A 25,954-nucleotide genomic window follows, 5' to 3' on the forward strand; every position below is an offset into this window, starting at 1 on the left:
CCCCAATCCCGGCTCCAAAAAGAATCAGCCCCGCTCCCCCTGCGGCAACTGCACCGTCACGCACAGCCCGCCTTCGTCGCGGTTGTGCAGCGACAGGCGGCCGCCGTGGGCCTCGACGATCTCGCGGGTCAGGGCAAGGCCCAGGCCGGTGCCGTTGCGCTTGGTCGAATAGAACGGCATCAGCGCGTTGTGCAGCACCGCCTCGTTCATGCCGCTGCCGCGGTCCAGCACTTCCAGGCGCAGCCAGTCCGGGCGGGTGGACACGCGCACGCGTACGCCGTCGGCCGGCGTCTGGCCCTCGGGCAGGGATTCGTGTGCGTTCTTGACCAGGTTGAGCAGGGCCTGCTGCAGTTGCGCCGGATCGACCCGGCTGTGCAGGTCCGGCGACTCCAGTTCGAGTGCGAAGGGAATGTGCTGCTGCAGCCCGGCCAGGAACTGCGCCCAGTGCACCGTCTGCAACTGCGGCTGCGGCAGCTTGGCGAAGCGCGCGTAGCCGCGAATGAAGCCTTCCAGGTGCCGTGCGCGCTCCTCGATGGTGCCGAACACCTCCTCCAGCCGCTCCACCTTCTGCCGCCGCACCAGCTCGGCGCCGGAGTGCGCCAGCGAGGCGATCGGTGCCAGCGAGTTGTTGAGTTCGTGGCTGATGACCCGGATCACCTTCTTCCAGGTGTGCACTTCCTGGCGGCGCAGTTCGGCGGTGAGCAGGCGGATCAGCAGCAGTTCGTGCGGGCGGCCGTTGAGATGGAAGCGACGCTGCGACAGGTGGTAGATCTGCTCCTCGTCCGGATCCTCGTCGCCGCCCTCGATGGCGAACAGGCTGTCGCCGCCGCGCGAGATCGCCTCGCGCAGCGGCGCCGGCACGCCCAGCAGCAGGTCGTCCAGGCGCTGCCCTTCCAGTTTCCAGCCGCTGTGCAGCAGCTTGCGCGCGGCCAGGTTGGAGAACACCACGCGGCGCAGGCCATCGCCGCCCTTGGAGACGAGCAGCATCGCCACCGGGGTGTTCTGCACCATGGTGTCGAGCATCAGTTCGCGTTGCGCCAGGCCCTGGCGCTGCTCGCGCAGGATCTCGCCCAGGTGCGCGTGCGCGGCGACCATCTCGCCCAGTTCGTCGTCGCCGCGCCAGTGCACGCCGAAGTTGTATTCGCCATCGCGGTAGCTGCTGACGGTGCCGGCCAGGGCGCGGAACAGCGAACGCATCGGCGCGGTGGCGCGACGCAGGGTCCACCACATCAGCAGCAGCAGGGCCAGCGCCGAGGCCGTCACCACTTCCCAGCCGCGGTCCATCCAGTAGGCCAGCAGCCACGGCAAGGCCGCGGCCAGCGCCAGCACCGGCAGCAGGCGCAGGAACAGCATGACGGTGAAGGAGCGGCGCAGTTTCATTCGCGTGGGATGCCGTAGCGGTCCATGCGCCGGTACAGCGCCTGCCGGCTCATGCCCAGTTCGGCGGCGGCCTGGGCGATGACGCCGTGGGCGCGTCCGAGTTCGGCCACGATGCGCTCGCGGTCGGGTTCGGCGGCGGCCGCCATGCGCGGCGCTGCCGGCTTCGGCAGGTTGAGGTCGGCCGCCTCGATCTGCGCGCCGCTGGCCAGCAGTTCGGCGCGCTGCACCACGTTGCGCAGTTCGCGCACGTTGCCGGGCCAGGCGTGGCGCTGCAGCGCCTGGCAGGCGCCGGCCGACAGCGGCTTGTCGCCGGACAGGAAGTGCTCGGCCAGCGGCACGATGTCGCCGGGGCGCTCGGCCAGCGCCGGCAGCGACAGTTCCACCGCGTTGAGCCGGTAGTAAAGATCCTCGCGGAAGCTGCCGTCGCGGATCATCGCGGTCAGGTCGGCGTTGGTGGCGCTGATCACGCGGACCTTGACCTGGCGCTCGCGGTTGGAACCCAGGCGCTCGAAACGGCCGGTCTCCAGCACCCGCAGCAGCTTCATCTGCCCGGCCAGCGACAGGTTGCCGATCTCGTCCAGGAACAGGGTGCCGCCGTCGGCGGCCTCGAACTTGCCCTCGCGCACCTTGTTGGCGCCGGTGTAGGCGCCGGCCTCGGCACCGAACAGCTCGGCCTCGATCAGTTCGGCCGGGATCGCGCCGCAGTTCAGCGCCACGAACGGGCCGCGCCGCACCGAGGAGTTGGCCTGGATGATCTGCGCGATCTTCTCCTTGCCGCTGCCGTTGGGGCCGGTGATCAGCACCGGCAGCTCCGAACGTGCGACCTGGCAAGCCAGGGCGATGGCGCGCTCGCTGGCGGGGTCGGCGAACACCGCGCCGCACAGGTCGTAGCGCTGCGCCAGTTGCTGGCGGTGGCGGCGCTCGCCGTCGCGGCGGCGCTCCAGTTCGCGGCGCGTCTCGGACAGTTCCAGCAGGTTGTTGACCGTGGTCAGCAGCTTGCGGTCGTCCCAGGGCTTGGCCAGGTAGTCGGCGGCGCCGGCCTTGACCAGTTCCACCGCGCTGCTGAGCTGGGTCCAGGCGGTCAGCAGGATCACCGGCAGGTCCGGATGGCGCGTGCGGATCGCCTCGAACAGGGCCACGCCTTCCTCGCCGGAGGTGGTGTCGGCGGTGAAGTTCATGTCCTGCAGGACCAGGTCGATATCGCCCTCGCCCAGGCGCTGCAGGCCGGCCTGCGGGCTGTCGGCGTAGACGGTGTCGATGTCGTGCAGGGAGAACAGCACTTCCAGGGCGGTGGCGACTGCGGGGTTGTCGTCGATGATCAGCAGGCAGGGCATCGTGCACCTTGGGCGCGGCGGGGCGCGCCGGCGAAGAAAAATGGGACAGGTGGCATCATCGCAGCCCGCGCGCGGCTTGTCGTGCCTGCGCGCATCGGCGCCTCAGACACTGCGCGTGGCCACCGCCGGCGGCACCGCGGCCGCGCGGCGCGCGGGCGCCAGGATCGCGAGCTGGCCGAGCAGCAAGAGCGCCGCGGCGACGGTCGGCAGGTAGCCCAGCGGCAGACGTGGCAGATCGTAGCGCTGCAACAGCGCTTGATTGAGCAGCAATGCCAGCACCATGCCCGCGGCGCTGCCGGCGCTTACGATCAGCAGGTTTTCGGTCTGGAAATGGCGCAGGACGTCGCGACGGGTCGCGCCGATGGCGCGGCGGATGCCGATCTGGCGCGTGCGTTGCTGCACCCAGAAACTGGCCAGCCCGCCGATGCCCAGGGCGGTCACGAACAACAGTGCCGTGGTCGCCGCGAGCAACAGCCCGACCATGGTGGCATCGCGCTGGAAGTAGCGCTGCCGGACCTGGGAAAAGCTGCGGCGCCCTTCGGCTGGAATCAGCCGCGGCGGACCCGCCTTCGCCAACGCGCGCGCCGCGGCGTCCAGGATCCGTTCGCGGTCCTGCGGAGCGCTGCGCAACAGGTACTGCGCCTGGTTACTCGCGGGAAGCCGCGGAGAGAGCGCGACGAAGCGATCGACCGCTGCGCTGCGCAGCGTCGTGCGCAGCAGATCGTCGACGACGCCGACGACGATGCTGCCCTGGCCCTCGCCATACAGCGTTTTGCCGACCGCAGGTTGACCTGGCCATAGCTGCCGCGCCAGCGTGCGGGTGACGATCACGGCGCTTGGCGTGGCGGTGGAATATTCGTCGGCACGGAAGTCGCGGCCGGCGATCAACTGCGCGCCTATGGCCTGCACGAAACCTTGCGAGCCGGAGTAATACGTGGCCTGGATGCACCCTGTATTGTCCATCGAATGCTGCGCCATCGCGCGGTCCAGCGTCTGCCGGTCGGGGCAGCCGCCATAGTCGTTGGCGCCGCCGGACAGCGGCATGCTCAAGCCGATCGCGGCCGCCGCCGTGACGCCGGAGATGCCGCGCAACGCCAGCAGGTCGGATTGTTGCTGGGCCAGCGCATTGCTGTCGCTCTGGACGCCGCGGACCGAGATCAGCGAGAGTTCTTCCTCGGGCAGGCCGCTGGAGACCCGCAAACGTTCGATGCGCCCGCCGATCAGGAACACGGCGTTGGCGACGAAGGCGCAGGTCAGCGCGACCTGCAGCGCCAGCAGCGCGGCCGTGAGGCGGTGATGCTGCAGGCTGGAGAGGATGGGGCGGATCGGCAGATTCATGTCAGATCCTTGATCTGCAGGGCGGGGTCGATCCGGCTGGCCCGCCAGGCCGGGAGCAGGCCCGCCAGGAGCGCGGCGATCACCGCCAGCACTACGGTGGCAAGCAGCATCTGCAGGTCCATCCGCGCCAGCCTGGCGTAGTCGTCCGGGCGCTGGCGCACGCTCCACAGACCCAGCTCGGCGATCGCGACGCCCACGACACCACCGAGCAGCCCGATCAGCGCGGCTTCGCTACCGAACTGCAGAAACACGTGGCCGCGACGGGCACCGAGCGCGCGCCGTACGCCGATCTCGCTGCCGCGACGCAGGAATTTCGCCAACAACAAGGCGATGACATTGACCAGGCAGATCCACAGGAAGCCCAGTGCCAGCAGCGTCTGCAGGCGCACGTCGTCGGGCACCATCCGCAGGTGGCGCAGCCAGTCCATCAACGCATACAGCCGCGCACGCTCCGGCGGGCGCTGGAAGCGTCCGCTGGCGTGCTGTGTCGCGGCATAGTCGTAGAGCAGGCGCTGGTAGTCGGCGACCTGCTGCGGCGTGTCCAAGCGCACCCAGAACTGCAGCCAACTGGTCGAAGGATCCTTGAAGCGCGCCGCGTCGTCGCCGTTGAAGCTGTTCCAGCTACTGATGTTGCTGTTGACGTCCAGTGCCAGTTCCATCGCGGTCGACAGCGGCAGGAAGAAGTCGTCCTGCTGGCCGAAGCCGCCCTTGCTGCCCGGATCGGCATAGAACAGCGGTTGCGGATTCCATTGGCCGGTCACGCCGATCACCTCGAAGCCGATGCGCTTTTCCCCGAGCGCCACCCGCTGGCCGACCGGATCGCGCCCACCGAACAGCGTGTCGGCCAGGGTGCGGCTCAGCACGATGACGCGGGCATGGTTCTGGTCGTCAGCTGCGCTCCAGCCGCGTCCGCGCTGCAACGGGATGCCGAACAGGGTAAAGAACCCGGCGCTGGCGTAGCGGCCGCTCAGGTCGAGTGGCGCCTGGGACCCGCGTGGTGGCCACAGCAACGCTTGTCCGCCGGCCATCGCCGCCTGCGGCGTGGTGGGGGCGGCCCGCAGCAGCGCCATGGCGTCGGGCCAAGTGAGGTTGTCCGCCGGATCGCCCCACTCCTGGTTTTCTGGGTAGCTGGCCGGCAACGGGTCCAGATGCGGGGTGTAGAGCACACCGCTCTTGCCCGGCAGCGGATCGCGCGACATCACATGCAGCACCGTCAGCATGGTCATGCTCGCGCCGATGCCCAGGCCGATCGCCAGCACCATCAGCGCGGTGGCGATCGGCGTGCGCCGCAGACTGCGCCAGGCCAGCGGCAGATAATAGTTCAGCATCCTGCATCTCCCCGCGTGAGTGGTGGCCGCATCAGGTCAGACACTGCGCGTGGCCACCGCCGGCGGCACTGCGGCGGCGCGACGCGCGGGCGGCAGCACCGCGAGCTGGCCGAGCAGCCACAGCACCACCGCGCCGACCGGCAGGTACCACAGCGGCAGCCGCGGCAGCTCGTAGGCGCTCATCAGGTACAGGTTGGCAGCGTAGGCCAGCAGCATGCCGAGCACGATGCCGGTGCTGGCCAGCAGGAAGTTCTCCAGCTGGAAATGCCGCAGGATCTGCGTGCAGGTGGCGCCGAGCGCGCGGCGGATGCCGATCTGCTTGGTGCGTTGCTGCACCCAGAAACTGGTCAGGCCGACGATGCCCAGGGCGGTGACCAGCAGCAGCGCCACGCTCACGCCGACCAGCAGCCAGGCCATCGCCTGGTCGTCGCGGTAATAGGCCGCGCGCGCCTGCTGCAAGGTCTTGGCGCCGTTCACCATGCGCCGCGGACCGTGTTGCGACAGCGTCGCCTTGGCTTGCCGCAATACCGCCTCGCGTTGCGCCGGGTCGCTTACGCGCAGCAGGTAGGTGCCGTGATCGTAGGGAACGTTCACCGGGAACAGCATCGTGTCTTCGTAGTGGCCGGTGCTCCCGCCTTCGCGGGGTTGCACCAGGCGCTGCACCACGCCGACGATGCGGTGTTCGCCATAGACGTAGATGGTGCGGCCCACCGCGTTCTGGCCGGGGAACAGGCGTTGCGCCAGCGACTGGCTGACGATGACCGAGGGCGGGATGCGCTTGGTGACCGGATCGCGCAACTGCGCGTAGTCGATGAACTCGTCGTCCGCGAAGCGGCGCCCCGCGACCAGGTGCAACCCCAGGGTGTCGAGCAGCCGTGCGTCGCCGAAGTACTGCACGGCATGCAGGGTGCTGCGTTCCTGGTCCGGGCTGAGCGACACGCCGCTGTAGCCGAGCGAATCGCCGAACAGCGCCTGGTTGATGATGCTGGCGTCGCGCACACCGGGGATGCGTCGCAGTGCGTCCAGGTCGGCGCGGGTCTGCGCGGCGCCGTTACCGTCGCTGACCACACTGCGGCTGCGCAGTTGTACCAGTTCCTGCTCGGCGACGCCGCTGGGCCGGTGCATGCGCTCGAGCCGCTGATCGATCAGGAACAGCGCGTTGCAGACCACGGCGCAACTGAAGGCGATCTCCAGCACGATCAGGCCGGCGGCGACGCGGTGCTTGCGCAGACTGGAGAGAATGGGATGGAGGGACACGGCGGAAGTTCCTGGCGGAAAGGGGCGCGCGCGGCGCGTCATTGCGACTTGAGTTGCAGGGCGGTGGGCACGCGCATCGCCTGCCAGGCCGGCAGCAGGCCGGCGAGCAGCGCACTGCCCAGACTCAGCGCCAGCGCGAGCAGCAGCATGCGGCCATCCAGGTGCGCCAGCGCGGCGTAGGTGGACGGCTGCTGCCGCACCAGCCAGGTGCCGATCCACGCCAGCAGCAGGCCGCCGCTGCCACCGACCACGCCGATCGCCACCACTTCGACCAGGTGTTGGGCGAAGATCGACCGGCGCGAGGCGCCCAGTGCGCGGCGCACGCCGATCTCGCCGCTGTGGCGCAGGAACTTGGCCAGCATCAGCCCGGCGGTGTTGAGCAGGCAGATGCCCAGGAACGCCAGCGCCAGCCACACCTGCAGGCGCACGTCGGAGGGGACAGCATGGTTGCGGTCCAGCCAGGTCATCACATCGCTGAGGCGGATGTCCGGCGGATGGCTGAAGCGGCCGGCGTCGCGCTGCTGCTGCGCATAGGCCTGCAGCGCGTCCAGGTAGGCGGCGCGCTTGCCGGGGCTTCCCAGCTCCACCCAGTACTGGATCCAGGCACAGGACGCGCTCTCGCTGGTCTTGTCGCCACCGCTGTCGCCCCAGCAGGACATCGAGCCGCTGACGTCCAGGCCCAGGTCGCGTGCGGTGGAGAACGGCACGAACACGTCCTCGCTGTCGCCGTACTCGTTGTTGGTCAGGTCGTAGAAGCGCGGGTTCATGTCCCAGACGTCGATCACCCCGACCACGCGCAGGACTGCATCGCCGAGTTGGAGTTGGCGGCCGACACTGTCCACGTCGCCGAACAACTGGGTATTGAGCCGCCGCGAAATCACCGCGACACGCGCGCGCCGCGCATCGTCGTCCGCGGTCCAGGCGTGGCCATAGCGCATCGGCACTGCGAACATCGGGAAGAAGTCGGCGCTGGTGTAGCGCGCTTCGGCGCCGAACGGCGTCAGTTGCGGCTGCGCCGGCACCACCGTCACGCCGCCGGCCGACATCATCGCCTGGCGGTCGCCGCGCCTGTCGCGCAGCAGCGTCTCGGCATCGCGGCGGGTCAGTTGCTGCGGGTCGGTATCGTTCGGATCGTAGCGATCGTCAGGCTGGACGTTGAGCTCCACGTTGAACAGCTGCGCGCTCTTGCCGGGAATCGGATCGGCCGCCAGCACATGGAACACGGTCAGCGTGGTCATCGACGCACCGATACCGACGGCGATCGCCAGCACCATCAGGGCCGTGAGCAACCGATTGCGGCGGAAGCTGTGCAGCGCCAGTTTGCAGTAGTAGCCGAACATCGTGGGTCCTGGACGGGGCGGTGGCGGGCGAGGGAAGGAGGGGGTCAGAGACTGCGGGTGGCCACGGCCGGCGGCACCGCTGCGGCGCGCCGCGCCGGCGCGAGCACCGCGCACTGGCCGAGCAGCCACAGCGTCGCCGCGCCGATCGGCAGGTAGGACAGCGGCAGCCGCGGCAATTCGTAGCGGCCCATCAGCCACTGGTTGATCGCGTACGCCAGCAGCATGCCCAGCGCGATGCCGGCGCTGGTCAGCAGGAAATTCTCGGCCTGGAAGTAGCGCAGGATCTGCCTGCGCGTGGCGCCGAGCGCGCGGCGGATGCCGATCTGCCGGGTGCGCTGCTGGACCCAGAAACTGGCCAGGCCGACGATGCCCAGCGCGGTGACCACCAGCAACGCCACGCACACCGCGCCGAGCAACCACACCATGGTGCGGTCGCCCTGGAAGTAGGTGTCGCGGATCTCGCTGTAGGTCTGCTGCTCGAGCACCAGGCGGCTGCTGTCGACCTTCATCAAGGCCGCCGTCGCCGCGTTCAGCACTTCCTGGCGCCGCGCCGGATCGGTGACCCGCAGCACATACATCCCGTCGGTATAGGGCATGCGCAGCGGAATCAGCAGTGCGTAGGGCGCCTGCGCCGGGCCGACCACGTCCGGGTTGGGACGGGCCAGGGCGTCGACGATGCCGACCACCTGCGCCGGCACGGTGCCGCGGTAGACGGTCCTGCCCAGCGCGTTCTGTCCGGGGAACATCGTCTCCGCCGCCGCCCGGTTGAGGATGACCGCGCCGCCGGCGTTGCGCAGACGCGCGTCGTTGCGCAGGGTGTCCAGGTCCAGGTACTCGTCGGCGTGGAAATCGCGCCCGGCGACCAGGCGCAGGCCCAGGGTGCGCAGCGTGGCGTCCTCGGCCTTGTACTGCGCGGCATTGAGCGTGGGCCATTCCTGGTCCGGGGTCAGATTCAGGCCGACGTTCCAGGCCGCGTCGCCGAACGGGATCTGGTTGATGACGGTGGCGCTGCGCACGCCGGGCAGCGCGCGCAGCGCGGACAGGTCTTCGCGGGTGCGTGCCGCCGCGTCGACCTGCCGGCCGATGCCGCCGAGGGCGATCGTCACCAGTTCCGCCTCGGCGACGCCGCTGGCGCTGCGCAGGGCCGCGATGCGGTTGCCGATCAGGAACAGCGCGTTGCACACGATCGCGCAGGCCAGGGCGATCTCCAGCACGATCAGCGTCGCCGCGGTGCGGTGCCGGGACAGCGTCGAGAGCATCGGGCCAAGTGCCATGGCGACGTCGCTCAGGCGCCGCGCCGTGCTGGCGCCGCCTGGCCGGCCGGGCGCGGCCGCGCCTGCGCATGTGCGTGGCACTGGAGACCGGACGGCGGCAGAGAGTTGTGGTCGCTGGGCATGGCACGCTCGATAAAAAAGGCCGGTCGGAGCCGGCCAAGGGGATGGGTCAGGTGCTGCGGGTGGCGACGGCCGGCGGCACGTCGGCGGCGCGCCGCGCCGGCGCGAACACCGCCAACTGGCCGAGCAGCCACAGCGCCACCGCGCCGATCGGCAGGTAGGACAGCGGCAGTCGCGGCAACTCGTACTTGCCCATCAGCCATTGGTTGATGGCGTAGGCCAGCAGCATGCCGAGCACGATGCCGGTGCTGGCCAGCAGGAAGTTCTCGGTCTGGAAGTAGCGCAGGATCTGCCCGCGGGTGGCGCCGAGCGCGCGGCGGATGCCGATCTGCTTGGTGCGCTGCTGGACCCAGAAGCTGGCCAGGCCGACGATGCCCAGCGCGGTGACCACCAGCAACGCCACGCACACCGCGCCGAGCAGCCACACCATCGCGCGGTCGCCCTGGAAGTAGGCGTCGCGGATCTCGCTGTAGGTCTGCTGCTTGAGCACCAGGCGGCTGCTGTCGACCTTCATCAAGGCCGCCGTCGCCGCGTTCAGCACTTCCTGGCGCCGCGCCGGATCGGTGACCCGCAGCACGTACAGCCCGTCGGGGTACGTCAGGCGCAGCGGCAGCAGCATCGCGTACTCGATCTCGGCCAGGCCGCTGGCGGCGGTCGGGCGCGCCAGGGTCTCGACGATGCCGACCACGCGGGCTGCCACCGGCCCGGTGTACACGGTCTTGCCCAGCGCGTTCTGCCCCGGGAACATCTTTTCCGCGGTGGCCCGGTTGAGGATGATGGCGGTGCCCTTTTCCTTGATGCTGCGGTCCGTCTGTGCCGCATCCATGTCCATGTACTCGTCGGGCGCGAAATCGCGTCCGGCCACCAACTGCAGGCCCAGGGTCTTCAGCGTGCCCTCTTCGGCCATGTACTGCGCCGCGTTGAGGGTGGGCCGCTCCTGGTCCGGGGTCAGCGACAGGCTGGTGTTCCAGGAGTAGTGCACGAACGGCACCTGGTTGAGCAGCGTGGCGCTGCGCACGCCGGGCAGCGCACGCAACGCGGCCAGGTCCTCGCGGGTGCGCGCGGCGGCGTTGACCTGCTGGCCGATGCCGCCCAGCGAGATCGTCACCAGTTCCGACTCGGCGATGCCGCTGGGCCGGTGCAGGGTCTCGATGCGGTTGCCGATCAGGAACAGCGCGTTGCAGACGATCGCGCAGGCCAGGGCGATCTCCAGCACGATCAGCGCGGCGGCGGTCTTGTGCCGGCGCAGGGTGGACAGGATGGGGCGGATATCCATGGCGATGACCTTGTGAGAATGCGTGGAAGGCGCAGGGCGCGCAGGATCAGGACTTGAGCTGCAGGGCGGGCGCCACCTGGATGGCGCGCCACGACGGCAACAGGCCGGCGAGCAGGCTGGCCCCCACCGCCATGGCGAAGGTCAGCGCCAGCATGCTCGGGTCCAGGTGCGCCAGCTTGGCGTAGCTGGCCGGCTGCTGGCGGACCGCCCACAGGCCGAGCGTGGCCAAGCCGAGGCCGGCCACGCCGCCGGCCAGGCCGATGGCGCCGGCTTCCACCAGGCATTGCGCGAAGATCGCGCCGCGCGAGGCGCCCAGTGCGCGGCGCACGCCGATCTCGCCGCTGCGGCGCAGGAACTTGGCCAGCAGCAGGCCGACGGTGTTGAGCAGGCACACCAGCAGGAAGCCCATCGCCAGCCACAGCTGCAGGCGCACGTCGCCGGGCACCACCTCGTTGTGGTCCAGCCACTGCATGACGTTGCGCAGGCGCACGTTGTTGGGGCGCTGGAAGCGGCCGGCGGCGCGTTGCTGGGAGGAATAGTTCTCCAGATAGGCCTTGTAGTCGGCGGCCTGCGCCGGGCTCTCCAGTTCCACCCAGTACTGCACCCAGGTGCAGGGCGCGTTGAGTGCGGTCTGGTCGCCGTTGCTGTCGCCGAAGCAGTTCATGCTGCCGTTGCGGTCCATCTTCAGGTCCATCGCCACCGAGAACGGCAGATAGGCCTGTTCGTCCGAGCCGTAGGTGTTGGTGACGTCGTAGAAGCGCGGCTTGACCTCCCAGGTGTCGAGCACGCCGACGATGCGGAAGGTGTTCTGGTCCATGCGCAGTTCGCGGCCGACGCTGTCGGCGCCATCGAACAGTTTCTCGTTGAGCTTCCTGCTGATGACGACCACGCGGTCGTGGCGCTCGTCTTCGGTGCCGGTCCAGCCGTGGCCGTACAGGAACGGCGTGTCGAACATCGGGAAGAAGTCCGCCGAGGTGAAGCGCACTTCCGACTTGAACGGTTTCAATCCGCTCTTGGTCGGTTCGATCGCGACGCTGCCGCCGGTCATCAGCGCCTGGTGCTTGGCGCGCTTCTCGCGCAGCAGGGTCTCGGCATCGAAGCGGGTGTTCTGCGAATCCGGTTCCTCGCCCGGCTGGTAGCCGGACTTGGGCTGCGCATCCACCTGCACGTAGAACAGGCGGTCGCTCTTCTGCGGAATGGGGTCGCCGGAGAGCACGTAGAACACGGTCAGCGTGGTCATGCTGGCACCGATCCCCAAGGCGATGGCCAGCACCATCAGCGCGGTGAGGACGGTGTTGCGGCGGAAGCTGCGCAAGGCGAGGCGGACGTAGTAACCGAACATGGGAGCTCCGTGGATCAGGCGCTGCGGGTGGCAGTGGCAGGGGGGACGGCGGCGGCGCGCAGGGCCGGGCCGAGCACGGCGAACTGGCCGAGCAGCCACACCGCGACGATGCCGGTCAGGACGGTGGGCGAGGACAGGCGCTCCAGTTCGAAACGCTGCATCAGCCACTGGTTCATGACGTAGGCGAGCACCGCGCCGAGCAGCGCGCCGGCGCCGACGATGAGCAGATTCTCGGCCTGGAAGTAGCGCAGGATGTCGCCGCGGGTGGCGCCGAGCGCGCGGCGGATGCCGATCTGCCGGGTGCGCTGCTGCACCCAGAAGCTGGCCAGCCCGCCGATGCCCAGCGCGGTCACGGTGAGCAGGATCAGGATGATCGCCAGCAGCATCCGCGCCACCGCGCTGTCGCTCTTGAAGTAATCGCTCCGCAGTTCCTGCATGGTGGCCACGCGCTGCTGCACGTAGGTCGGGTTGGCGCGCTGCATCGCCGCGGCCGCGCGCGGCAGCGCCTGCGCCAGTTGCCCCGGCTTGCTGCGGATCACGTAACCGCCGCCCCAGCCTTCGCTGCCGATGCGGATCTCGGCCAGCAGGGCATCGGCATCGTCGTCGTGACCGGTGATCTCGCCGCGTACCGGCGCCATCACCCCGACAATGTCCAGGCGCACCGGCTGGTTGAAAGTGCTGGTGTAGAGCGTGCGCCCCAGCGGCGAAGCGCCGGGAAACAGTTTGGCGGCCAGCGAGGGCGTGATCAGCGCCGGCAGGCGCCGCTCGATCTCCGGGGGCGCACCGAACAGGTCCGAGGCACCGGTCAGCTCCGCGTCGCGCAGGTCGCGGCCGGCGACGATGCGGATGCCCAAGGTGCGGTTCAGGCCCTGGCTGCCGAGGAACAGGCGGGCACGGGCAACCGGTTGCGTGGCCTGCGGCTGCAGGAACAGTTGCGCCTGCGTCGGGCCCCACAGCGGCGGCGTGCCGAAGGCCGCCGCTTCCACGCCGGGCACCGCCTGCAGGATGTCCAGGCTGTGGCCGACGCTGCTGACACTGCCTGGTTCGCCGATCACGCTGATGCTCTGGATCAGGCCGATGTCCTGTTCCATCACCCCGGTCGGGGTCTGCACGCGCTGGTAGGTGCGGGCGATGATGAACACCAGGTTGCACAGCACCGCCAGGGTCAGGGCGATCTGCAGCGCCATCAGCACCACCGCGGCGCGATGGCTGCCCAGCGCGGACAGGATGGGGCGCACGGGAGGCAGCGCGGTCATAGCGATTTCACCTGCAGGGCGGGGGCGATGCGCGAGGCGCGCCAGGCCGGCCACAGGCCGGCGGCCAGTGCCGAGAGCGTGGCCACGGCCAGGGCGATGCCCAGGATCGCGGGATCGGCATGCGCCTGTTGCGCGTAGGCCACCGGTTGCTGGCGCACCAGCCACAGGCCGATCCAGGTCAGCGGGATGCCGAGCAGGCCGCCCAGGCAGCCGATCAGCGCCGATTCGGCCAGGCATTGCGCGAACACCGCGCGGCGGCTGGCACCAAGCGCGCGGCGCACGCCGATCTCGCCGGCCTTGCGCATGAACTTGGCGACCAGCAGACCGACCGCATTGAGCAGGCACACCAGCAGCACGCCGAAGGCGATCCAGGTCTGCATGCGCACCGTGGCCGGCACCACCCGCTTGTAGTCCAGCCAGTCGACCAGGCTGCGCAGGCGAGTGTTGGGGGCGCGTTCGAAGCGGCCGAGCTGGCGCTGCTGCGCGCTGTAGGCGTCCAGCGCCGCGCGGTAACGACGCACCTGTTCCGGCGTGTCCAGCCGCACCCAGTACTGCACCCAGGTGCATTGCGCGGCCTTGGGGTCGTGCAGGCCGGCTTCGCCATCCTTGCCCCAGCACTGCATCGGCCCGTAGCCGTAGTCCTGCGGCAGGTCCAGCCAGGTCTCGAACGGGATGTACAACGCTTCCGGCGGCGTGTACGCGCCGGAGTTGAGATCGTAGAAGCGCGGCTGCGCATCCCAGGCGTCGATCACCCCGATCACGCGGAACGGGCGGGTGGCGATGGTCAGGGTCTTGCCGACGCTGTCCGCGCCGCCGAACAGCGCGTCGTTGAGTTGGCGGCTCAGCACCACCACCGGCGCGCGCTGGCTGTCGTCGCGCTGGCTCCAGCCGCTGCCGTAGAGGAAGCGCATGCCGAACATGCCGAACAGGTCGGCGGTGGCGGCGCGGGTGGTGAGCATGCGCAGGGGGCTGTTGGGCACGGTCTGGCGCACCGGCAACCAGTTCGCGCTGGTCATGGTCTGCGCTGGCGCCGCCTTTGCCCGATACAGCGCGGTCGCGTCCTGCCAGGTCAGCTCGTCCGGCGGCTCGGCGTCGGCGCTGGGCAGGTTGCGCGGACGCGGATCCAGCTGCGGATGGAACAGCGTGGCGCTATGTCCGGGCAGCGGATCGCCGGACAGCGTGTGCAGCACCGTCAACATGGTCATCGACGCGCCGATGCCCAGCGCCACGGCCAGCACCATCAGCGCGGTGAGGATGCGGTTGCGGCCGAAGCTGCGCAGCGCCAGGCGGAAGTAGTAAGCGAACATGCGGGTTCCGGGTCAGGCGCTGCGGGTGGCGATGGCGGGAGCGACGGCGGCGGCGCGCAGGGCCGGACCGAGCACGGCGAGCTGGCCCAGCGCGCACAGCAGCAGCGCGCCGACCGGCAGGTAGCTGGCCGGCAGCCGTTCCAGTTCGAACACCTGCATCAGCAGCACGTTGCCGCCGTAGGCCAGCAACATGCCCAGCGCCACGCCGGCGCCGACCAGCAGCAGGTTCTCGGTCTGGAAATAACGCAGGATGTCGCGGCGGGTGGCGCCGAGCGCGCGGCGGATGCCGATCTGCTTGGTGCGCTGCTGTACCCAGAAACTTGCCAGGCCGACGATGCCCAGCGCGGTCACCAGCAGCATCGCGACGATGATCGCGACCAGCAGCCCGGTCATCGCGCGGTCGCTCTGGAAATACGTCTGGCGCAGTTCGTCCAGGGGCTTGCTGTTGGCGTTGTCCAGCACCGCCTCGGGCACCGCCCGTGCCACCGCGGCGCGCGCCTGCGCCAACACCCGCGGCAGGTCGCGCGGATCGGCGCGCAGCACATAGGTGCCGGACTGCGCAGCCTCGCGTACCGGAATCACCACCGACCAGTCGCTGCCGATCGTGCCGTCCTCGCTGCGGCCAGGATCGGGGCGCGCCAGGTGCTCCAGCGTGCCGATCACGCGGAAGTGACCGCCGGACCAGAATTCCTTGCCCAGCGGATCCTGGCCCGGCCACAGGTGCGCGGCCAGTGCCCGCGTGATCCACACGCCTGCCGCGGTCGGGATGCCGTTGTCCAGCGGCTGGTAGTCCGCGTCGCCGAACGTGCGGCCGCTGTCCGGTTTCAGCGCCAGTGCCGCGACCGCGCCCGGGCTGACCATGTAGAAGTGCGGTACGCCGCCGACCTGGGTGCAGTCCTGGTCCAGGCACAGCCCGTTGTTGAACACCGGCGGCGCGAACGGAACGGTGTTGATGGCGCCGGCCGCACGCACGCCGGGCGTGCGGCGCACCGCATCCAGCGCGCGGGCGTTGACGTCGGTTGCATTGCAGCCATCGCAGCCGGACAGCGACACCAGCCCCAGCGCGGCCTCGTCGATGCCGCTGCGCAGGTGCACCAGTTCCAGGCGGTTGCCGATCAGGAAGAAGGCGTTGCACAGCACCGCGCAGGCCAGCGCCACTTCCAGCGTGATCAGCGCGGCGGCAATGCGATGGCGCGACAGCGCGCTCAGGATGGGAGTGATCTGCATCGTCGCGTGCCCCGGTTACAGACTCTTGAGTTGCATGGCCGGCGCGATACCGCTGGCGCGCAGGGCGGGGAACAGGCCGGCAGCGAGGCTGCAGGCGATCGCCAGGGCGAAGGTGCCGGCGAACGTCGTCGGATCCAGATGCGCCAGGTCGGCGTAGGCGGTGGGCTGCTGGCGCACGCTCCACAACCCCAGCAGGGTCAGCAGCCAGCCGCCGGCGCCGCCGATCAGGCCGATCACGCCAGCCTCGGTCAGGCACTGCGCGAAGATCGCGCGGCGCGAGGCGCCGAGCGCGCGGCGCACGCCGATCTCGCCGCCGCGGCGCAGGAACTTGGCCAGCAGCAGGCCGATGCTGTTGAACAGGCACAGGCCCAGGAACGCCAGCGCCAGCCAGCTCTGCAGGCGCACGTCGCCCGGTACCACGCGGTTGTGGTCCAGCCATTGCGGCAACGACAGCAGGCGCGCGGTGTCGGCGCGGCCGATGCGCCCGGCGGCGTGCTGCTGCGCGGCGTAGTCGGCGAGCAGCCGGCGGTAGTCGGCGACCTTCGTCGGCGTGTCCAGCTGCACCCACAACTGCAGCCACACGCACGGGGCGCTGCGCAGGTCCAGGTTGGCCTCGGGCTTGCTGAAGCAGGTCCACGGCTGGATATGGCCGTCGTTGACCTCCAGGCTGCTGGACAGCGGCATGAACACGTCCTGCGGCCGTCCATAGAAACTGGCGGTATCGCCATGGGCGAAGCTGCCGCCGGCCAGTGTGTAGAACAGCGGCGACGGCCGCCACGGCGCCAGCACGCCGACGATGCGTACCGCGGTGCCGCGCACCAGCAGGCTGCGGCCGACGCTGTTGCGGCCGCCGAACAGCTTGGCGTTGAGATCGGCCGAGATCACCGCCACCCGTGCCCGGTCCTGGTCGTCGCGCGCGCGCCAGCCGCTGCCGTAGGCGAACGGCACCTGGAACATCGGGAAGAAGTCGGCCTGGGTCATCAGCAACTGGGTCATGAAGGGCGGGGTGGCGCTGTCCGCCGCATGCACCTTGATTTCGCTCTCGGCGACCATGGCCTGGCGATCGGCGCGCCCGCTCTTCCACAGGTCCATGGCCGAGGGGTAGTCGAGCTTGTCGTACGGCTTCTGGTTGGCGCCGTTGCTGGGGCGCGGATCGAGCTGCGCGAAGAAGATCTGCTGGCTGCGTCCGGGCAAGGGATCGCCGGACAGCAGCCGCATCACCGTCAGCGTGGTCATCGCCGCGCCGATGCCCACGGCGATGGACAGCACCATCAGCGCGGTGAGCACCGGGCTGCGGCGCAGGCTGCGCCACGCTTGCTGGAAGTAGTAGCCGAGCATGTCGGTCTCCGCGCCGTCGCCGTTCGGGTCAGCGCGCCGCTGCGGCGTCGTTGCCGCCGTGCCCCAGCACCGGTTCGCGCTGCAGGTCGGTGGCCTGGCCGTCGACGATGTGCACGTTGCGCTGCGCGCGCGCGGCCAGTTCCGGGTCGTGGGTGACCATGACGATGGTCGAGCCCTGCGCGTTGATCTCCTCCAGCAGTTCCATTACCCCGCGCGCCATCTGCGAGTCGAGGTTGCCGGTCGGTTCGTCGGCCAGCAGCAGGCGCGGGCTGCCGGCCAGGGCGCGGGCGATCGCCGCACGCTGCTGCTGGCCGCCGGAGAGTTCGGACGGATAGTGCTTCATGCGCGAACCCAGCCCGACCCGGCTCAGCGCCTCTTCGATGCGCTGCTTGCGCTCGGCAGCGCCCATGCCGCGGTAGCGCAGCGGCACGTCGACATTGTCGAACAGGTTGAGATCGGGGATCAGGTTGAAGCCCTGGAAGATGAAGCCGATCTTCTGGTTGCGCATGCGCGAGCGCGCATCGTCGTTGAGGTTGCTGACGTCCTGGCCATCGAGCAGGTACTGGCCGCTGGTGAAGGTCTCCAGCAAGCCGGCGATGTTGAGGAAGGTGGTCTTGCCCGAGCCCGACGGCCCGGTGACGGCGACGAACTCGCCCTCGCGGACATGCAGGTCCAGCGAGCGCAACGCATGCGTTTCGACCTGTTCGGTGCGGAAGACCTTGGAGACGGAGCGCATTTCGAGCATGGCGGAAGTTCCTATGGTTGTGGAGCGGAGATTGGGGATTCGTGATTGGGGATTGGTGGGGCGCGACGCGTCTGGATCAGGGGCAAGGACAGGAGAGCAGCATGGGGCTTCAACGAATCCCCAATCCCGAATCCCCAATCCCGGCTCCTAATGCACCGTCACCTGCGGCGCGTCGCCGAACAGGTCGCTGCCGGAGACCACGACCCGGTCGCCCGGCTGCAGGCCCGAGCGCACTTCGACCTCGCCCAGGCTGGTGACGCCCAGTTCGACCGGGCGGCGCACCGCCGAGTCGCCGTCCATGACGTAGGCGTAGCGGCCGCCGGACTGTTCGACGAACGGACCGCGCTCGAGCTTGAGCACGTTCTTGCGGGTATCCAGCAGCACCCGCGCGCTCATGCGCTGGCTCTGGCGCAGGCCCGGCGGCTGCTTGTCGGTGAAACGGATGCGTGCGTTGACCTCGCCGTTGACCACTTCCGGCGACACCGCCGAGATCGCCCCGGCGAACGGTTCGCCGGCACCACTGGTCAACTGCGCCGGCATGCCGATCGCCAGGTCGCGGGCGAAGCTTTCCGGCACCTTGATCTCCAGTTCGAACTTGGACAGGTCGACCACGCTCAGCACCGGCGCGTTGGCGGCGACGTTGGTGTGCTGCGAGACCTGCACCTGGCCGACCTGGCCGTCGAACGGCGAACGCAGGGTCAGCAGGTCGACCTGGCGCTGCACCTCGGCTACCACCGCGCGCTGGCGCTCGGCGAGCAGGCGCTTGTTGCGCGCGTCCAGCGACGCGCCCTGCGCCTGCAGGCCCGAATCCTTCTGCGCGTGGCTCATCGCGATGTCGGCCTTCTTCAGCGTGTCCTGGGCCTTGGCCAGTTCCACCTGCGGCACCGCACCGCCCTCGAAGCCGCGCTGGTAGCGCTCCAGGTCGCGGCTGGCGGCCTGCCGCTCGATCTGCGCCTGGTCGACCAGCTTGCTGGCGTTGGCGCGGGCCAGAGTCGCGTCCAGGTCGGCACGGCCGGCCTCGGCTTCCAGGCCGGCCAGGGTGGCCTCTTCCTGGGCCAGCTTGCTGCGCAGTTCGGGGCTGTCGATCTCGGCCAGTTCCTGGCCCTGCTTGACCACGTCGCCGGCGACCACCTTCAGGGTCACGGTACCGCCGGAGATGGCGTACAGGGTGGGGCTGTTGGCGGCGATCAGGCGGCCGTCGGCGGAGATGTCGCGGACCAGGTCGCCGCGGGTCACCGTGGCGATGCGCACGCGCTGCGCGTCGAAGGAACGGCTGCCGGCGATCCAGCCGCGTGCGGCGAAGGCGATGCCCAGCAGCACCAGCGTGGCAATCAGCCCGGGCCACAGCCAGCGGCGCCAGGCCCGGGAGCGGGGGCGGGCGAGAACCTGGTCCTGGGCGGAGGTGTCACGGATCATCGGACGGTCGCAGCGGTGAGGATGGGGACTTCACAGCACGATGCGTGCCAACTGCAAACCATTGAATTGCATGGGTATGCGCGACGCGGACAGGTGTCCGAGTGTCCGCGGACACGTTCGCGGACACTAGGGCGTGTCACCCATTCCCGAGCATGCCGCGCCGCGATTGCGCGTGCCTGTGGCAAGGAAGAGCGAGGAAGTGGACGTCCGTCCACGCCCGAGCGATGACGCGGCCATGGGCGCGCGCAATCACGGCCCTTCGGGTTGGGCCTGGCAGGCGCGCGGCCGGCGCCGCGCGGCTTGACCTGACGGCCAGTCAGGCGCGGCGCCACGCAACGCCGGCCGCGCGCCTGCCAGGCCCAACGCGGCATACTCGGGAATGGGTGACACGCTCTAGGTCCTAGTGTGGTCAGCGGCGAGACATTCAGCGGACTTGGCTAGAATGGCGGACTTTTCGGCGAAGGGCGTGGCTATGTGCGGTATCGTCGGTGCGATCGCGGATCGCGATGTGGTTCCGGTCCTGATCGAGGGGCTCAAGCGACTGGAATACCGGGGCTACGACTCGGCCGGCATCGCCGCCGTCACCGACGGGCAGGTGCGCCGCGTGCGCCGCACCGGCCGCGTCTCCGAGACCGAAAGCGCCGCGCTGGCCGAGGGCCTGCATGCCCCGCTGGGCATCGGCCACACCCGCTGGGCCACCCATGGCGGCGTCACCGAGGCCAATGCGCATCCGCACGTCAGCCACGGCGATCTGGCCCTGGTCCACAACGGCATCATCGAGAACCACGAGCAGCAACGCGAGCGCCTGACCGCGCTGGGCTACGTGTTCGAGTCGCAGACCGACACCGAGGTCATCGCCCATTTGATCCACCACTACATCGACCAGGGCCGCGACCTGCTCGGCGCCCTGCAGGCGGCGGTGAAGGAGCTGACCGGCGCCTATGCCGTGGCCGCGGTGAGCAAGTCGCGCCCGGACCTGCTGGTGTGCGCGCGCATGGGCTGCCCGCTGCTGATCGGCCTGGGCGAGGGCGAGAACTTCATCGCCTCCGATGTCTCGGCGGTGATCCAGGCCACGCGCCGGGTGATCTTCCTGGAGGAAGGCGATACCGCCGAGCTGCGCCGCGACGGCGTGCAGGTGTACGACGCGCAGGACCAGCCGGTGCAGCGCGAGCCGCACGTGTCCGACGTGTCGCTGGCCTCGCTGGAACTGGGGCCGTACCGCCACTTCATGCAGAAGGAGATCCACGAGCAGCCGCGCGCGCTGGCCGATACGCTGGAGGCGCTGTTCGACGCCGGCGGGTTCGACACCACGCTGTTCGGCAGCAAGGCCGAGGCGCTGCTGGCCGATGTGGACGCCGTGCAGATCCTGGCCTGCGGCACCAGCTACTACGCCGGGCTGACCGCGCGCTACTGGATCGAGGGCATCGCCGGGCTGCCGTGCAGCGTGGAGATCGCCAGCGAGTACCGCTACCGCGACGCCTGCGCCAATCCGCGGCAGCTGATCGTGACCATCTCCCAGTCCGGCGAGACCCTGGACACGATGGAGGCGCTCAAGTACGCCAAGGCGCTGGGCCATGCCAAGACCCTGTCGATCTGCAACGTGCCCGAGAGCGCCATCCCGCGCGCCAGCGCGATGGTGCTGTACACCCGCGCCGGTGCCGAGGTCGGGGTGGCCTCGACCAAGGCCTTCACCACCCAGCTGGCGGCGCTGTTCCAGCTCACCTGCGTGCTGGCCAAGCGCCGCGGGCGGCTGAGCGCCGAGCAGGAGGCCGAGTACCTGGAGCAGCTGCGCTACCTGCCCGGCAGCGTGCAGCACGTGCTCAACCTGGAACCGCAGATCGCGGTGTGGGCCGAGCGTTTCGCCGACAAGCACAACGCGCTGTTCCTCGGCCGCGGCCTGCATTACCCGATCGCGCTGGAAGGTGCGCTCAAGCTCAAGGAGATCACCTATATCCACGCCGAGGGCTATCCGGCCGGCGAGCTCAAGCACGGCCCGCTGGCGCTGGTCGACGCCAACATGCCGGTGGTGGTGATCGCGCCCAACGACACCCTGCTGGAGAAGGTGAAGTCGAACATGCAGGAAGTGCGCGCGCGCGGCGGCGAACTGTTCGTGTTCGCCGACCAGGACAGCAACTTCAACGCGTCCGAGGGCGTGCACGTGATCCGCACGCCGCGCCACGCCGGCGTGCTCAGCCCGGTGCTGCACACCGTGCCGGTGCAGTTGCTGGCCTACCACACCGCGCTGGCGCGCGGCACCGATGTGGACAAGCCGCGCAACCTGGCCAAGTCGGTGACGGTGGAGTAGGCGGGTCCAGGCGCGTTCGGTGCGCCAGCGATGGCGGTCGCCGGCGTCGCGATGCCGGTGTCGTGCGCAGCGACGTTCCGCGGGCACGCCACTGGCGAGGGGCGCTGACAGCTAGGCGCCGATGCCGTTGAAGAACTCGACCAGGCTCTGCGGCGCGGCGGCGTCGAAGAACAGGGCGAGGTTGCGCTGCGACTCGCGCGCGAATGGCGCGCTGCGGGCGAACAGTTGGGTTTCGTACGTGGCCAGCGCGGTCTCGATCGCGCCGGGATGCGCGGCGATGGCCTTGCCCAGTTCGGCACCATCGTAGAGCGCGAGGTTGGCGCCTTCGCCGGCGAACGGCGACATCAGGTGCGCCGCGTCGCCGAGCAGGGTCACGCCGGGGACGCGTTCCCAGCGGTGTTCGACCGGCAAGGCATGGATCGGGCGCAGCACCGGCGGCGTGTCGCTGGCGGTGATCAACGCCGTCAGCGCCGGCACCCAACCGGCGAACTCCGCGGCGATGCGCGCCATCGCGCTGGCCGGCACGGCGACATCGATGCCGTCGAACCACGCCTGCGGCCTGACCAGCGACACATAGGCATGCAGCGTGCCGTCGGCATAGCGGTGCGCGAACAGGCCCTTGCCCGGTGCGACGGCCATCAGCGTCCCGTGGCCGACCAGTTGCGCGCTGGCCGGGTGTCGGATGTCGGCATCGAACAGGCGCGTTTCGATGAAGGTGGTGCCGCTGTAGGCGGGCACCGCAGCGGACAGCAAGGGCCGTACCTTCGACCAGGCGCCGTCCGCGCCCACCAGCAGGTCGGTGGTGACCGTGGTGCCGTCGCCGAAGCGCAGCAGATGCCGCCCATCGGCGAGCGGCGATACGCCGGCGAGCTTGCAGCCCCAGCGCACCGCGCCCGCAGGCAGTGCGTCGAGTAGCAGTTGGCGCAACTGCCCGCGATCCACCTCCGGCCGGTTGCCGGTGCCGAGGTCCGGCCGCTCGATCAGGAGGGTGCCATCGCGGTCGACGACCCGCTTCGCATCCGCGCCGGGCAGCACCAACGCGCGGAACTGCGGGTAGAGCCCGGCGTCCCTGAGCGCCAGTTGGCCGTTGTAGTCGTGGATGTCGAGCAGCCCGCCCTGCGGACGCGCATCGGCCGATGCCTCGGCTTCGTAGAGGGTTGCGGCGATGCCGTGGAGGTGCAGCACGCGGGCGAGGGCCAGTCCGCCGAGTCCGGCACCGATGATGGCGATGGGAGTGTGCATGGTGCCTCGATGACGTGGGCAGCGAACCTGCTGCACTGGGCCGATGGAATGTCGTTCCATCATCTTGGAATGACGTTCCATTGGTGTCAAGATCGGCCATGGCCAAACAACGCAACAGCCCACAACGCCGTGACGCCGCGCTATCGCGCGAGCAGATCGTGGACGCGGCGATCGTCCTGCTCGATCGCGACGGCGAAGCCGGCCTGACCTTCCGTGCCTTGTCCGAACGGCTCGCCACCGGGCCTGGCGCCCTGTATGGGCACATCGCCGACAAGCGCGATCTGCTGACGGCTGCCTGCGATGCCGTCATCGCGCGCAGCCTGCCGGCGCCAATGGCGGACGCCACGCCGCAGGCCGCGATCCGCACGCTGGCCCTGGCCATGTTCGATGCGATCGATGCGCATCCCTGGATCGGGTCGGCGCTGTGGCAGGCACCGGGACAGTTGCCGATCGTGCGCATCATCGAAGGCCTGGGCCAGCCGTTGCGTGCACTCGGTGTGGCCGACACGGCACAGTGGGCGGCGGTGTCCGCCCTGCTCAACTACATGCTTGGCGTGAGCGGGCAGAACGCGGCCAATACGCAGTTGGCGCTCACCCAAGGCCTCGTCCGCGACGAGACCCTGGCCGCAATGGCGAGCACGTGGTCGCGGCTCGACCCGGTCGCGTATCCCTTCGTATGCAGTATGGCCGGCGCACTGCGGACGCACGACGACCGCATGGACTTCATCGCCGGGATCGACCTGATCCTGGCCGGCATCGTGGCGCAGGACGACGCGCAGGTGGCCGGCGGGGTGCGGAGGCGCCGCCACTCCTGAGTGATCCTGCGCCGGATGCAGTTGCGCGCGTTGCGGCTGTGCGGATTGCACCTGCGTCCTGTCGTTGTGCCGTCGGCGCGGTCGAGCCGCTGTATGCAGCGCGGCCGCCCCAGCGTTCTGCGCGGCCCGGGATGCGCCAGGCGACGGCATCGACATTGCCGGCATCGGTCGACAGCGTGCGCCATCGTCAAGGCAGGCGGAGGCGCATCGCGCTCCACAGGATCCTGGCACGACGCGTCAACATCGCATGGCGATGCCAGCACAAACCGCGAACGCTGGCACTTGCGTGCGGACATTGCCAGCAGTGTGGCCTGGAATATGCATTGATACAGGCGAGGGTTCCCACCACGCAGGAGGACGCATGTACGAGTCTTTCAGACAGGGGGCGCCGGCCGAGCTGTGGCAGGCGTTGGTGCACGAGGCCGGGCAGCGCCTGGGTCGGCCGCTGGACGAATCGCGCGAGCACTATCTGGTGTTCGTGCTGCTGCGCTACCAGCGCGATGCGCAGTTGCTGGCGCACATCCAGGCATTGGCCTGGCTGCATGCGCAGGAGCAGGTCGGGCGCGCCCGCGCCGATGCCTTGCGCGAGGTCGGCGATGGTTGTCTGCTGATCGCCGGGCTGTTTCCCGGCGTGGCGGCGCGGCGCCGGGTCAGCGTGGACTATTTCATCGATCTCGGTCGCGGCGCCTATGCCGAAGTCGCCGAGACACGCGCCAGCGATGCCAGCCTGTTCGCGCAACTCGCACACAGCTATCGAGAGTTGGTGCGTACGCTGGGTGCGCTGCGCCCGCCACGCCACGAGATGGAGGCCCTGCAGGCGGCGCTGCACGCGTGAGGGCTGGCGAGGCGCGTCGTATGTCCTTTCGTCGCAGCCCGGTGCCGCGTTTCGTAGGAGCGGCTTTAGCCGCGACGGGCATTACCGGTAACGTCCGTCGCGGCTGAGGCCGCTCCTACAAATGACCGTCTCCGCTCGCGGGGCATGCAGGTGGCTGGATGCACACGCCTGGCACATCGCGAATGCCGGTTCAGCGGCAGCGCCGTGTGCTGCTACGGCGGCGCGGACGCCGCGCCGCCGTCTGCCATGTTCCGTGCCGCGCGCCGCGGCTCAGAACCAGAACCGCAGGCCGGCGACCCAGCGCGTTTCACGCGCTGCCTCGCCAACCGTGCGACGTTGGTCGGCGGTATCGCCGAAGCTGCGGGCATGGTCCACACCCACGTAAGGCGCGAACCGACGCGTGACCTCGTAGCGCAGGCGCAACCCGCCCTCCACGCTGGTCAGGCCGCTGCCGGTGCGATGCGCCGGATCGTCGCGCGCGGCCAGTTCCGCCTCAAGCCGTGGCTGCAGGATCAGGCGATTGGTCAGCAGCACGTCGTACTCGCCTTCCAGGTGCAGGCTGGCATGGCCGCCTTCGCCGACGTAGAGCATGGCCGAGACCTCGAACTTGTACGGCGCCATGCCCTGCACGCCGAACGCCGCCGAGGTCCGCGCGCTGCCCGGCGCGAACGTTTGCCTGGCGCCGATCAGCACGTCCCACCACGGCGAGATCGCGCGGCCATAGGCCAGTTCCAGCGAGGATGCCGTGGTGCGGCCGCCCTCGCGTTCGCCATCGCTGCGCAGCCATAGCCGGTCGATGTCGCCGCCGTACCAGCCGCGCGCTTCCCAGGCCTGGCCGCTGCCGTGGGCGTTGTCCCAGCCCTCCAGGCGGTCGACCAGCAGATAGCCGGTGTGCGCCGCGCCGTGCGCCATGCCGTGGTCGCGCAGCACCGGGAATGCGGCCGCGCGATCGGCCGCGGTGATCGGTGGGATCGGCTCGCGTGGCAGCGGCGTGTCGGTGTTCGCGGGGCACTGGCATGCGGTCGCGGTCGATGTCGGCGCCGAGGGCATCGCATGGTCCATGCCCTCGTGATCCATGCCGTCGTGTGGGTGATGCGCGTGTTCGCTGTGATCGGCCTGCGATGTCGGCGCGGCGGCATGGTCCATCGTCGCGTGATCCATGGGCTCGTGCGGCATGGCGTCGGCGTGCTCTGCCATGGTCTGCGCGGCAGGCGCGCCTTGCGTGGCCGGCGCGTGCGCGGCATGCCCCATCGCAGCGTGGTCCATGGCGCCGTGCAACGCCGTGTCGGGATGCGCCGCCATCGCCGCCGCGCCTGCCGTGGGCATGGCGGCAGCGGACGCCGGGCAGGCGCAGCGTGCGGCAGTTGCATCGGCGCCGGGGTCGGCATCATGGACAGGCTGCGCCTGCGCGGCGGCATGCGCCAACAGCAGCGCCAGGCCGGTGGCGTGGGCGAGTGGAGCGAGGCGGGAGTGGCGCAT

The 25,954-nt window shown here is 69.9% G+C and carries 19 protein-coding genes and 2 pseudogenes; 3 read left to right on the plus strand and 18 right to left on the minus strand.

The window, feature by feature from the left end; all coding sequences use genetic code 11:
• Positions 1-24 precede the first annotated feature (24 nt).
• The 16 genes and pseudogenes from ACP93_RS18900 to ACP93_RS18970 form a co-directional block, all read right to left on the minus strand.
• Complete coding sequence (locus ACP93_RS18900; RefSeq protein ID WP_048492209.1) at positions 25-1,380, minus strand: sensor histidine kinase; 1,356 nt, start codon at positions 1,378-1,380, stop codon at positions 25-27.
• A gap of 66 nt (positions 1,381-1,446) precedes the next feature.
• A pseudogene (locus tag ACP93_RS22520) lies at positions 1,447-1,665 on the minus strand (hypothetical protein); the annotation flags it as partial.
• Positions 1,666-1,799: 134 nt separating this feature from the next.
• Positions 1,800-2,714 (minus strand): annotated as a pseudogene (locus ACP93_RS18905) (sigma 54-interacting transcriptional regulator); the annotation flags it as partial.
• Positions 2,715-2,816: 102 nt separating this feature from the next.
• Positions 2,817-4,052 (minus strand): FtsX-like permease family protein, encoded by a 1,236-nt coding sequence (locus ACP93_RS18910; protein WP_048492211.1) that lies wholly within the window; start codon positions 4,050-4,052, stop codon positions 2,817-2,819.
• Positions 4,049-5,380: an ABC transporter permease gene (locus tag ACP93_RS18915; RefSeq protein ID WP_048492212.1), complete on the minus strand. Its 1,332-nt coding sequence runs from the start codon at positions 5,378-5,380 to the stop codon at positions 4,049-4,051. Before ACP93_RS18915 ends, ACP93_RS18910 begins: the two co-directional genes overlap by 4 nt.
• A 36-nt stretch (positions 5,381-5,416) precedes the next feature.
• Entirely contained in the window at positions 5,417-6,637 is a 1,221-nt protein-coding gene (locus ACP93_RS18920) for an ABC transporter permease (RefSeq protein ID WP_048492213.1), read from the minus strand.
• 38 nt (positions 6,638-6,675) lie between these two features.
• A complete protein-coding gene (locus ACP93_RS18925; RefSeq protein ID WP_048492214.1) occupies positions 6,676-7,977 on the minus strand; it encodes an ABC transporter permease in 1,302 nt (433 codons plus the stop codon).
• Positions 7,978-8,021: 44 nt separating this feature from the next.
• The gene (locus tag ACP93_RS18930; protein ID WP_048492215.1) at positions 8,022-9,251 is read right to left on the minus strand and encodes an ABC transporter permease; all 1,230 of its coding nucleotides are present in this window, start codon (positions 9,249-9,251) and stop codon (positions 8,022-8,024) included.
• Positions 9,252-9,420: 169 nt separating this feature from the next.
• On the minus strand, positions 9,421-10,647 hold the full coding sequence (locus ACP93_RS18935) for an ABC transporter permease (RefSeq protein ID WP_048492216.1): 1,227 nt from the start codon (positions 10,645-10,647) through the stop codon (positions 9,421-9,423).
• A 46-nt stretch (positions 10,648-10,693) separates the two neighbouring features.
• Positions 10,694-11,989: an ABC transporter permease gene (locus ACP93_RS18940; protein WP_048492217.1), complete on the minus strand. Its 1,296-nt coding sequence runs from the start codon at positions 11,987-11,989 to the stop codon at positions 10,694-10,696.
• A gap of 14 nt (positions 11,990-12,003) precedes the next feature.
• A complete protein-coding gene (locus ACP93_RS18945; RefSeq protein WP_048492218.1) occupies positions 12,004-13,245 on the minus strand; it encodes an ABC transporter permease in 1,242 nt (413 codons plus the stop codon).
• Complete coding sequence (locus ACP93_RS18950; protein WP_048492219.1) at positions 13,242-14,552, minus strand: ABC transporter permease; 1,311 nt, start codon at positions 14,550-14,552, stop codon at positions 13,242-13,244. Before ACP93_RS18950 ends, ACP93_RS18945 begins: the two co-directional genes overlap by 4 nt.
• Before the next feature lie 12 nt (positions 14,553-14,564).
• Entirely contained in the window at positions 14,565-15,779 is a 1,215-nt protein-coding gene (locus ACP93_RS18955; protein WP_048492220.1) for an ABC transporter permease, read from the minus strand.
• A 15-nt stretch (positions 15,780-15,794) separates the two neighbouring features.
• Entirely contained in the window at positions 15,795-17,117 is a 1,323-nt protein-coding gene (locus ACP93_RS18960) for an ABC transporter permease (RefSeq protein ID WP_048492221.1), read from the minus strand.
• 28 nt (positions 17,118-17,145) lie between these two features.
• Positions 17,146-17,862, minus strand: coding sequence for an ABC transporter ATP-binding protein (locus ACP93_RS18965; protein ID WP_048492222.1), 717 nt, complete (start codon positions 17,860-17,862; stop codon positions 17,146-17,148).
• A 147-nt stretch (positions 17,863-18,009) separates the two neighbouring features.
• Positions 18,010-19,278: an efflux RND transporter periplasmic adaptor subunit gene (locus ACP93_RS18970; protein WP_048492223.1), complete on the minus strand. Its 1,269-nt coding sequence runs from the start codon at positions 19,276-19,278 to the stop codon at positions 18,010-18,012.
• A 472-nt stretch (positions 19,279-19,750) separates the two neighbouring features.
• Here ACP93_RS18970 and glmS point away from each other — a divergent pair, with 472 nt between their 5' ends.
• On the plus strand, positions 19,751-21,583 hold the full coding sequence (gene glmS, locus ACP93_RS18975; protein WP_048492224.1) for a glutamine--fructose-6-phosphate transaminase (isomerizing): 1,833 nt from the start codon (positions 19,751-19,753) through the stop codon (positions 21,581-21,583).
• Positions 21,584-21,694: 111 nt separating this feature from the next.
• On the opposite strand, the gene ACP93_RS18980 is transcribed toward glmS, so the two are convergent.
• Positions 21,695-22,825: an FAD-dependent oxidoreductase gene (locus ACP93_RS18980; protein ID WP_048492225.1), complete on the minus strand. Its 1,131-nt coding sequence runs from the start codon at positions 22,823-22,825 to the stop codon at positions 21,695-21,697.
• Positions 22,826-22,923: 98 nt separating this feature from the next.
• On the opposite strand from ACP93_RS18980, the gene ACP93_RS18985 reads away from it, so the two are divergent.
• Together ACP93_RS18985 and ACP93_RS18990 are read left to right on the plus strand one after the other, a co-directional pair.
• Entirely contained in the window at positions 22,924-23,640 is a 717-nt protein-coding gene (locus ACP93_RS18985; protein ID WP_048492226.1) for a TetR/AcrR family transcriptional regulator, read from the plus strand.
• A 361-nt stretch (positions 23,641-24,001) separates the two neighbouring features.
• The gene (locus ACP93_RS18990; protein ID WP_048492227.1) at positions 24,002-24,475 is read left to right on the plus strand and encodes a hypothetical protein; all 474 of its coding nucleotides are present in this window, start codon (positions 24,002-24,004) and stop codon (positions 24,473-24,475) included.
• Positions 24,476-24,745: 270 nt separating this feature from the next.
• On the opposite strand, the gene ACP93_RS18995 is transcribed toward ACP93_RS18990, so the two are convergent.
• Positions 24,746-25,954, minus strand: a complete 1,209-nt coding sequence (locus ACP93_RS18995) for a copper resistance protein B (protein WP_048492228.1) — start codon at positions 25,952-25,954, stop codon at positions 24,746-24,748.

Origin of the sequence: Xanthomonas sp. NCPPB 1128 (genome assembly GCF_001043115.1) — a bacterium.
Taxonomy (GTDB): domain Bacteria; phylum Pseudomonadota; class Gammaproteobacteria; order Xanthomonadales; family Xanthomonadaceae; genus Xanthomonas_A.

Bases quoted from the DNA above. Each gene is read 5' to 3' on its own strand.
- ACP93_RS18900 (WP_048492209.1), bottom strand. From the start codon at position 1,380: ATGAAACTGCGCCGCTCCTTCACCGTCATGCTGTTCCTGCGCCTGCTG.
- ACP93_RS18910 (WP_048492211.1), bottom strand. From the start codon at position 4,052: ATGAATCTGCCGATCCGCCCCATCCTCTCCAGCCTGCAGCATCACCGC.
- ACP93_RS18915 (WP_048492212.1), bottom strand. From the start codon at position 5,380: ATGCTGAACTATTATCTGCCGCTGGCCTGGCGCAGTCTGCGGCGCACG.
- ACP93_RS18925 (WP_048492214.1), bottom strand. From the start codon at position 7,977: ATGTTCGGCTACTACTGCAAACTGGCGCTGCACAGCTTCCGCCGCAAT.
- ACP93_RS18930 (WP_048492215.1), bottom strand. From the start codon at position 9,251: ATGGCACTTGGCCCGATGCTCTCGACGCTGTCCCGGCACCGCACCGCG.
- ACP93_RS18935 (WP_048492216.1), bottom strand. From the start codon at position 10,647: ATGGATATCCGCCCCATCCTGTCCACCCTGCGCCGGCACAAGACCGCC.
- ACP93_RS18940 (WP_048492217.1), bottom strand. From the start codon at position 11,989: ATGTTCGGTTACTACGTCCGCCTCGCCTTGCGCAGCTTCCGCCGCAAC.
- ACP93_RS18945 (WP_048492218.1), bottom strand. From the start codon at position 13,245: ATGACCGCGCTGCCTCCCGTGCGCCCCATCCTGTCCGCGCTGGGCAGC.
- ACP93_RS18950 (WP_048492219.1), bottom strand. From the start codon at position 14,552: ATGTTCGCTTACTACTTCCGCCTGGCGCTGCGCAGCTTCGGCCGCAAC.
- ACP93_RS18955 (WP_048492220.1), bottom strand. From the start codon at position 15,779: ATGCAGATCACTCCCATCCTGAGCGCGCTGTCGCGCCATCGCATTGCC.
- ACP93_RS18960 (WP_048492221.1), bottom strand. From the start codon at position 17,117: ATGCTCGGCTACTACTTCCAGCAAGCGTGGCGCAGCCTGCGCCGCAGC.
- ACP93_RS18965 (WP_048492222.1), bottom strand. From the start codon at position 17,862: ATGCTCGAAATGCGCTCCGTCTCCAAGGTCTTCCGCACCGAACAGGTC.
- ACP93_RS18970 (WP_048492223.1), bottom strand. From the start codon at position 19,278: ATGATCCGTGACACCTCCGCCCAGGACCAGGTTCTCGCCCGCCCCCGC.
- glmS (WP_048492224.1), top strand. From the start codon at position 19,751: ATGTGCGGTATCGTCGGTGCGATCGCGGATCGCGATGTGGTTCCGGTC.
- ACP93_RS18980 (WP_048492225.1), bottom strand. From the start codon at position 22,825: ATGCACACTCCCATCGCCATCATCGGTGCCGGACTCGGCGGACTGGCC.
- ACP93_RS18985 (WP_048492226.1), top strand. From the start codon at position 22,924: ATGGCCAAACAACGCAACAGCCCACAACGCCGTGACGCCGCGCTATCG.
- ACP93_RS18990 (WP_048492227.1), top strand. From the start codon at position 24,002: ATGTACGAGTCTTTCAGACAGGGGGCGCCGGCCGAGCTGTGGCAGGCG.
- ACP93_RS18995 (WP_048492228.1), bottom strand. From the start codon at position 25,954: ATGCGCCACTCCCGCCTCGCTCCACTCGCCCACGCCACCGGCCTGGCG.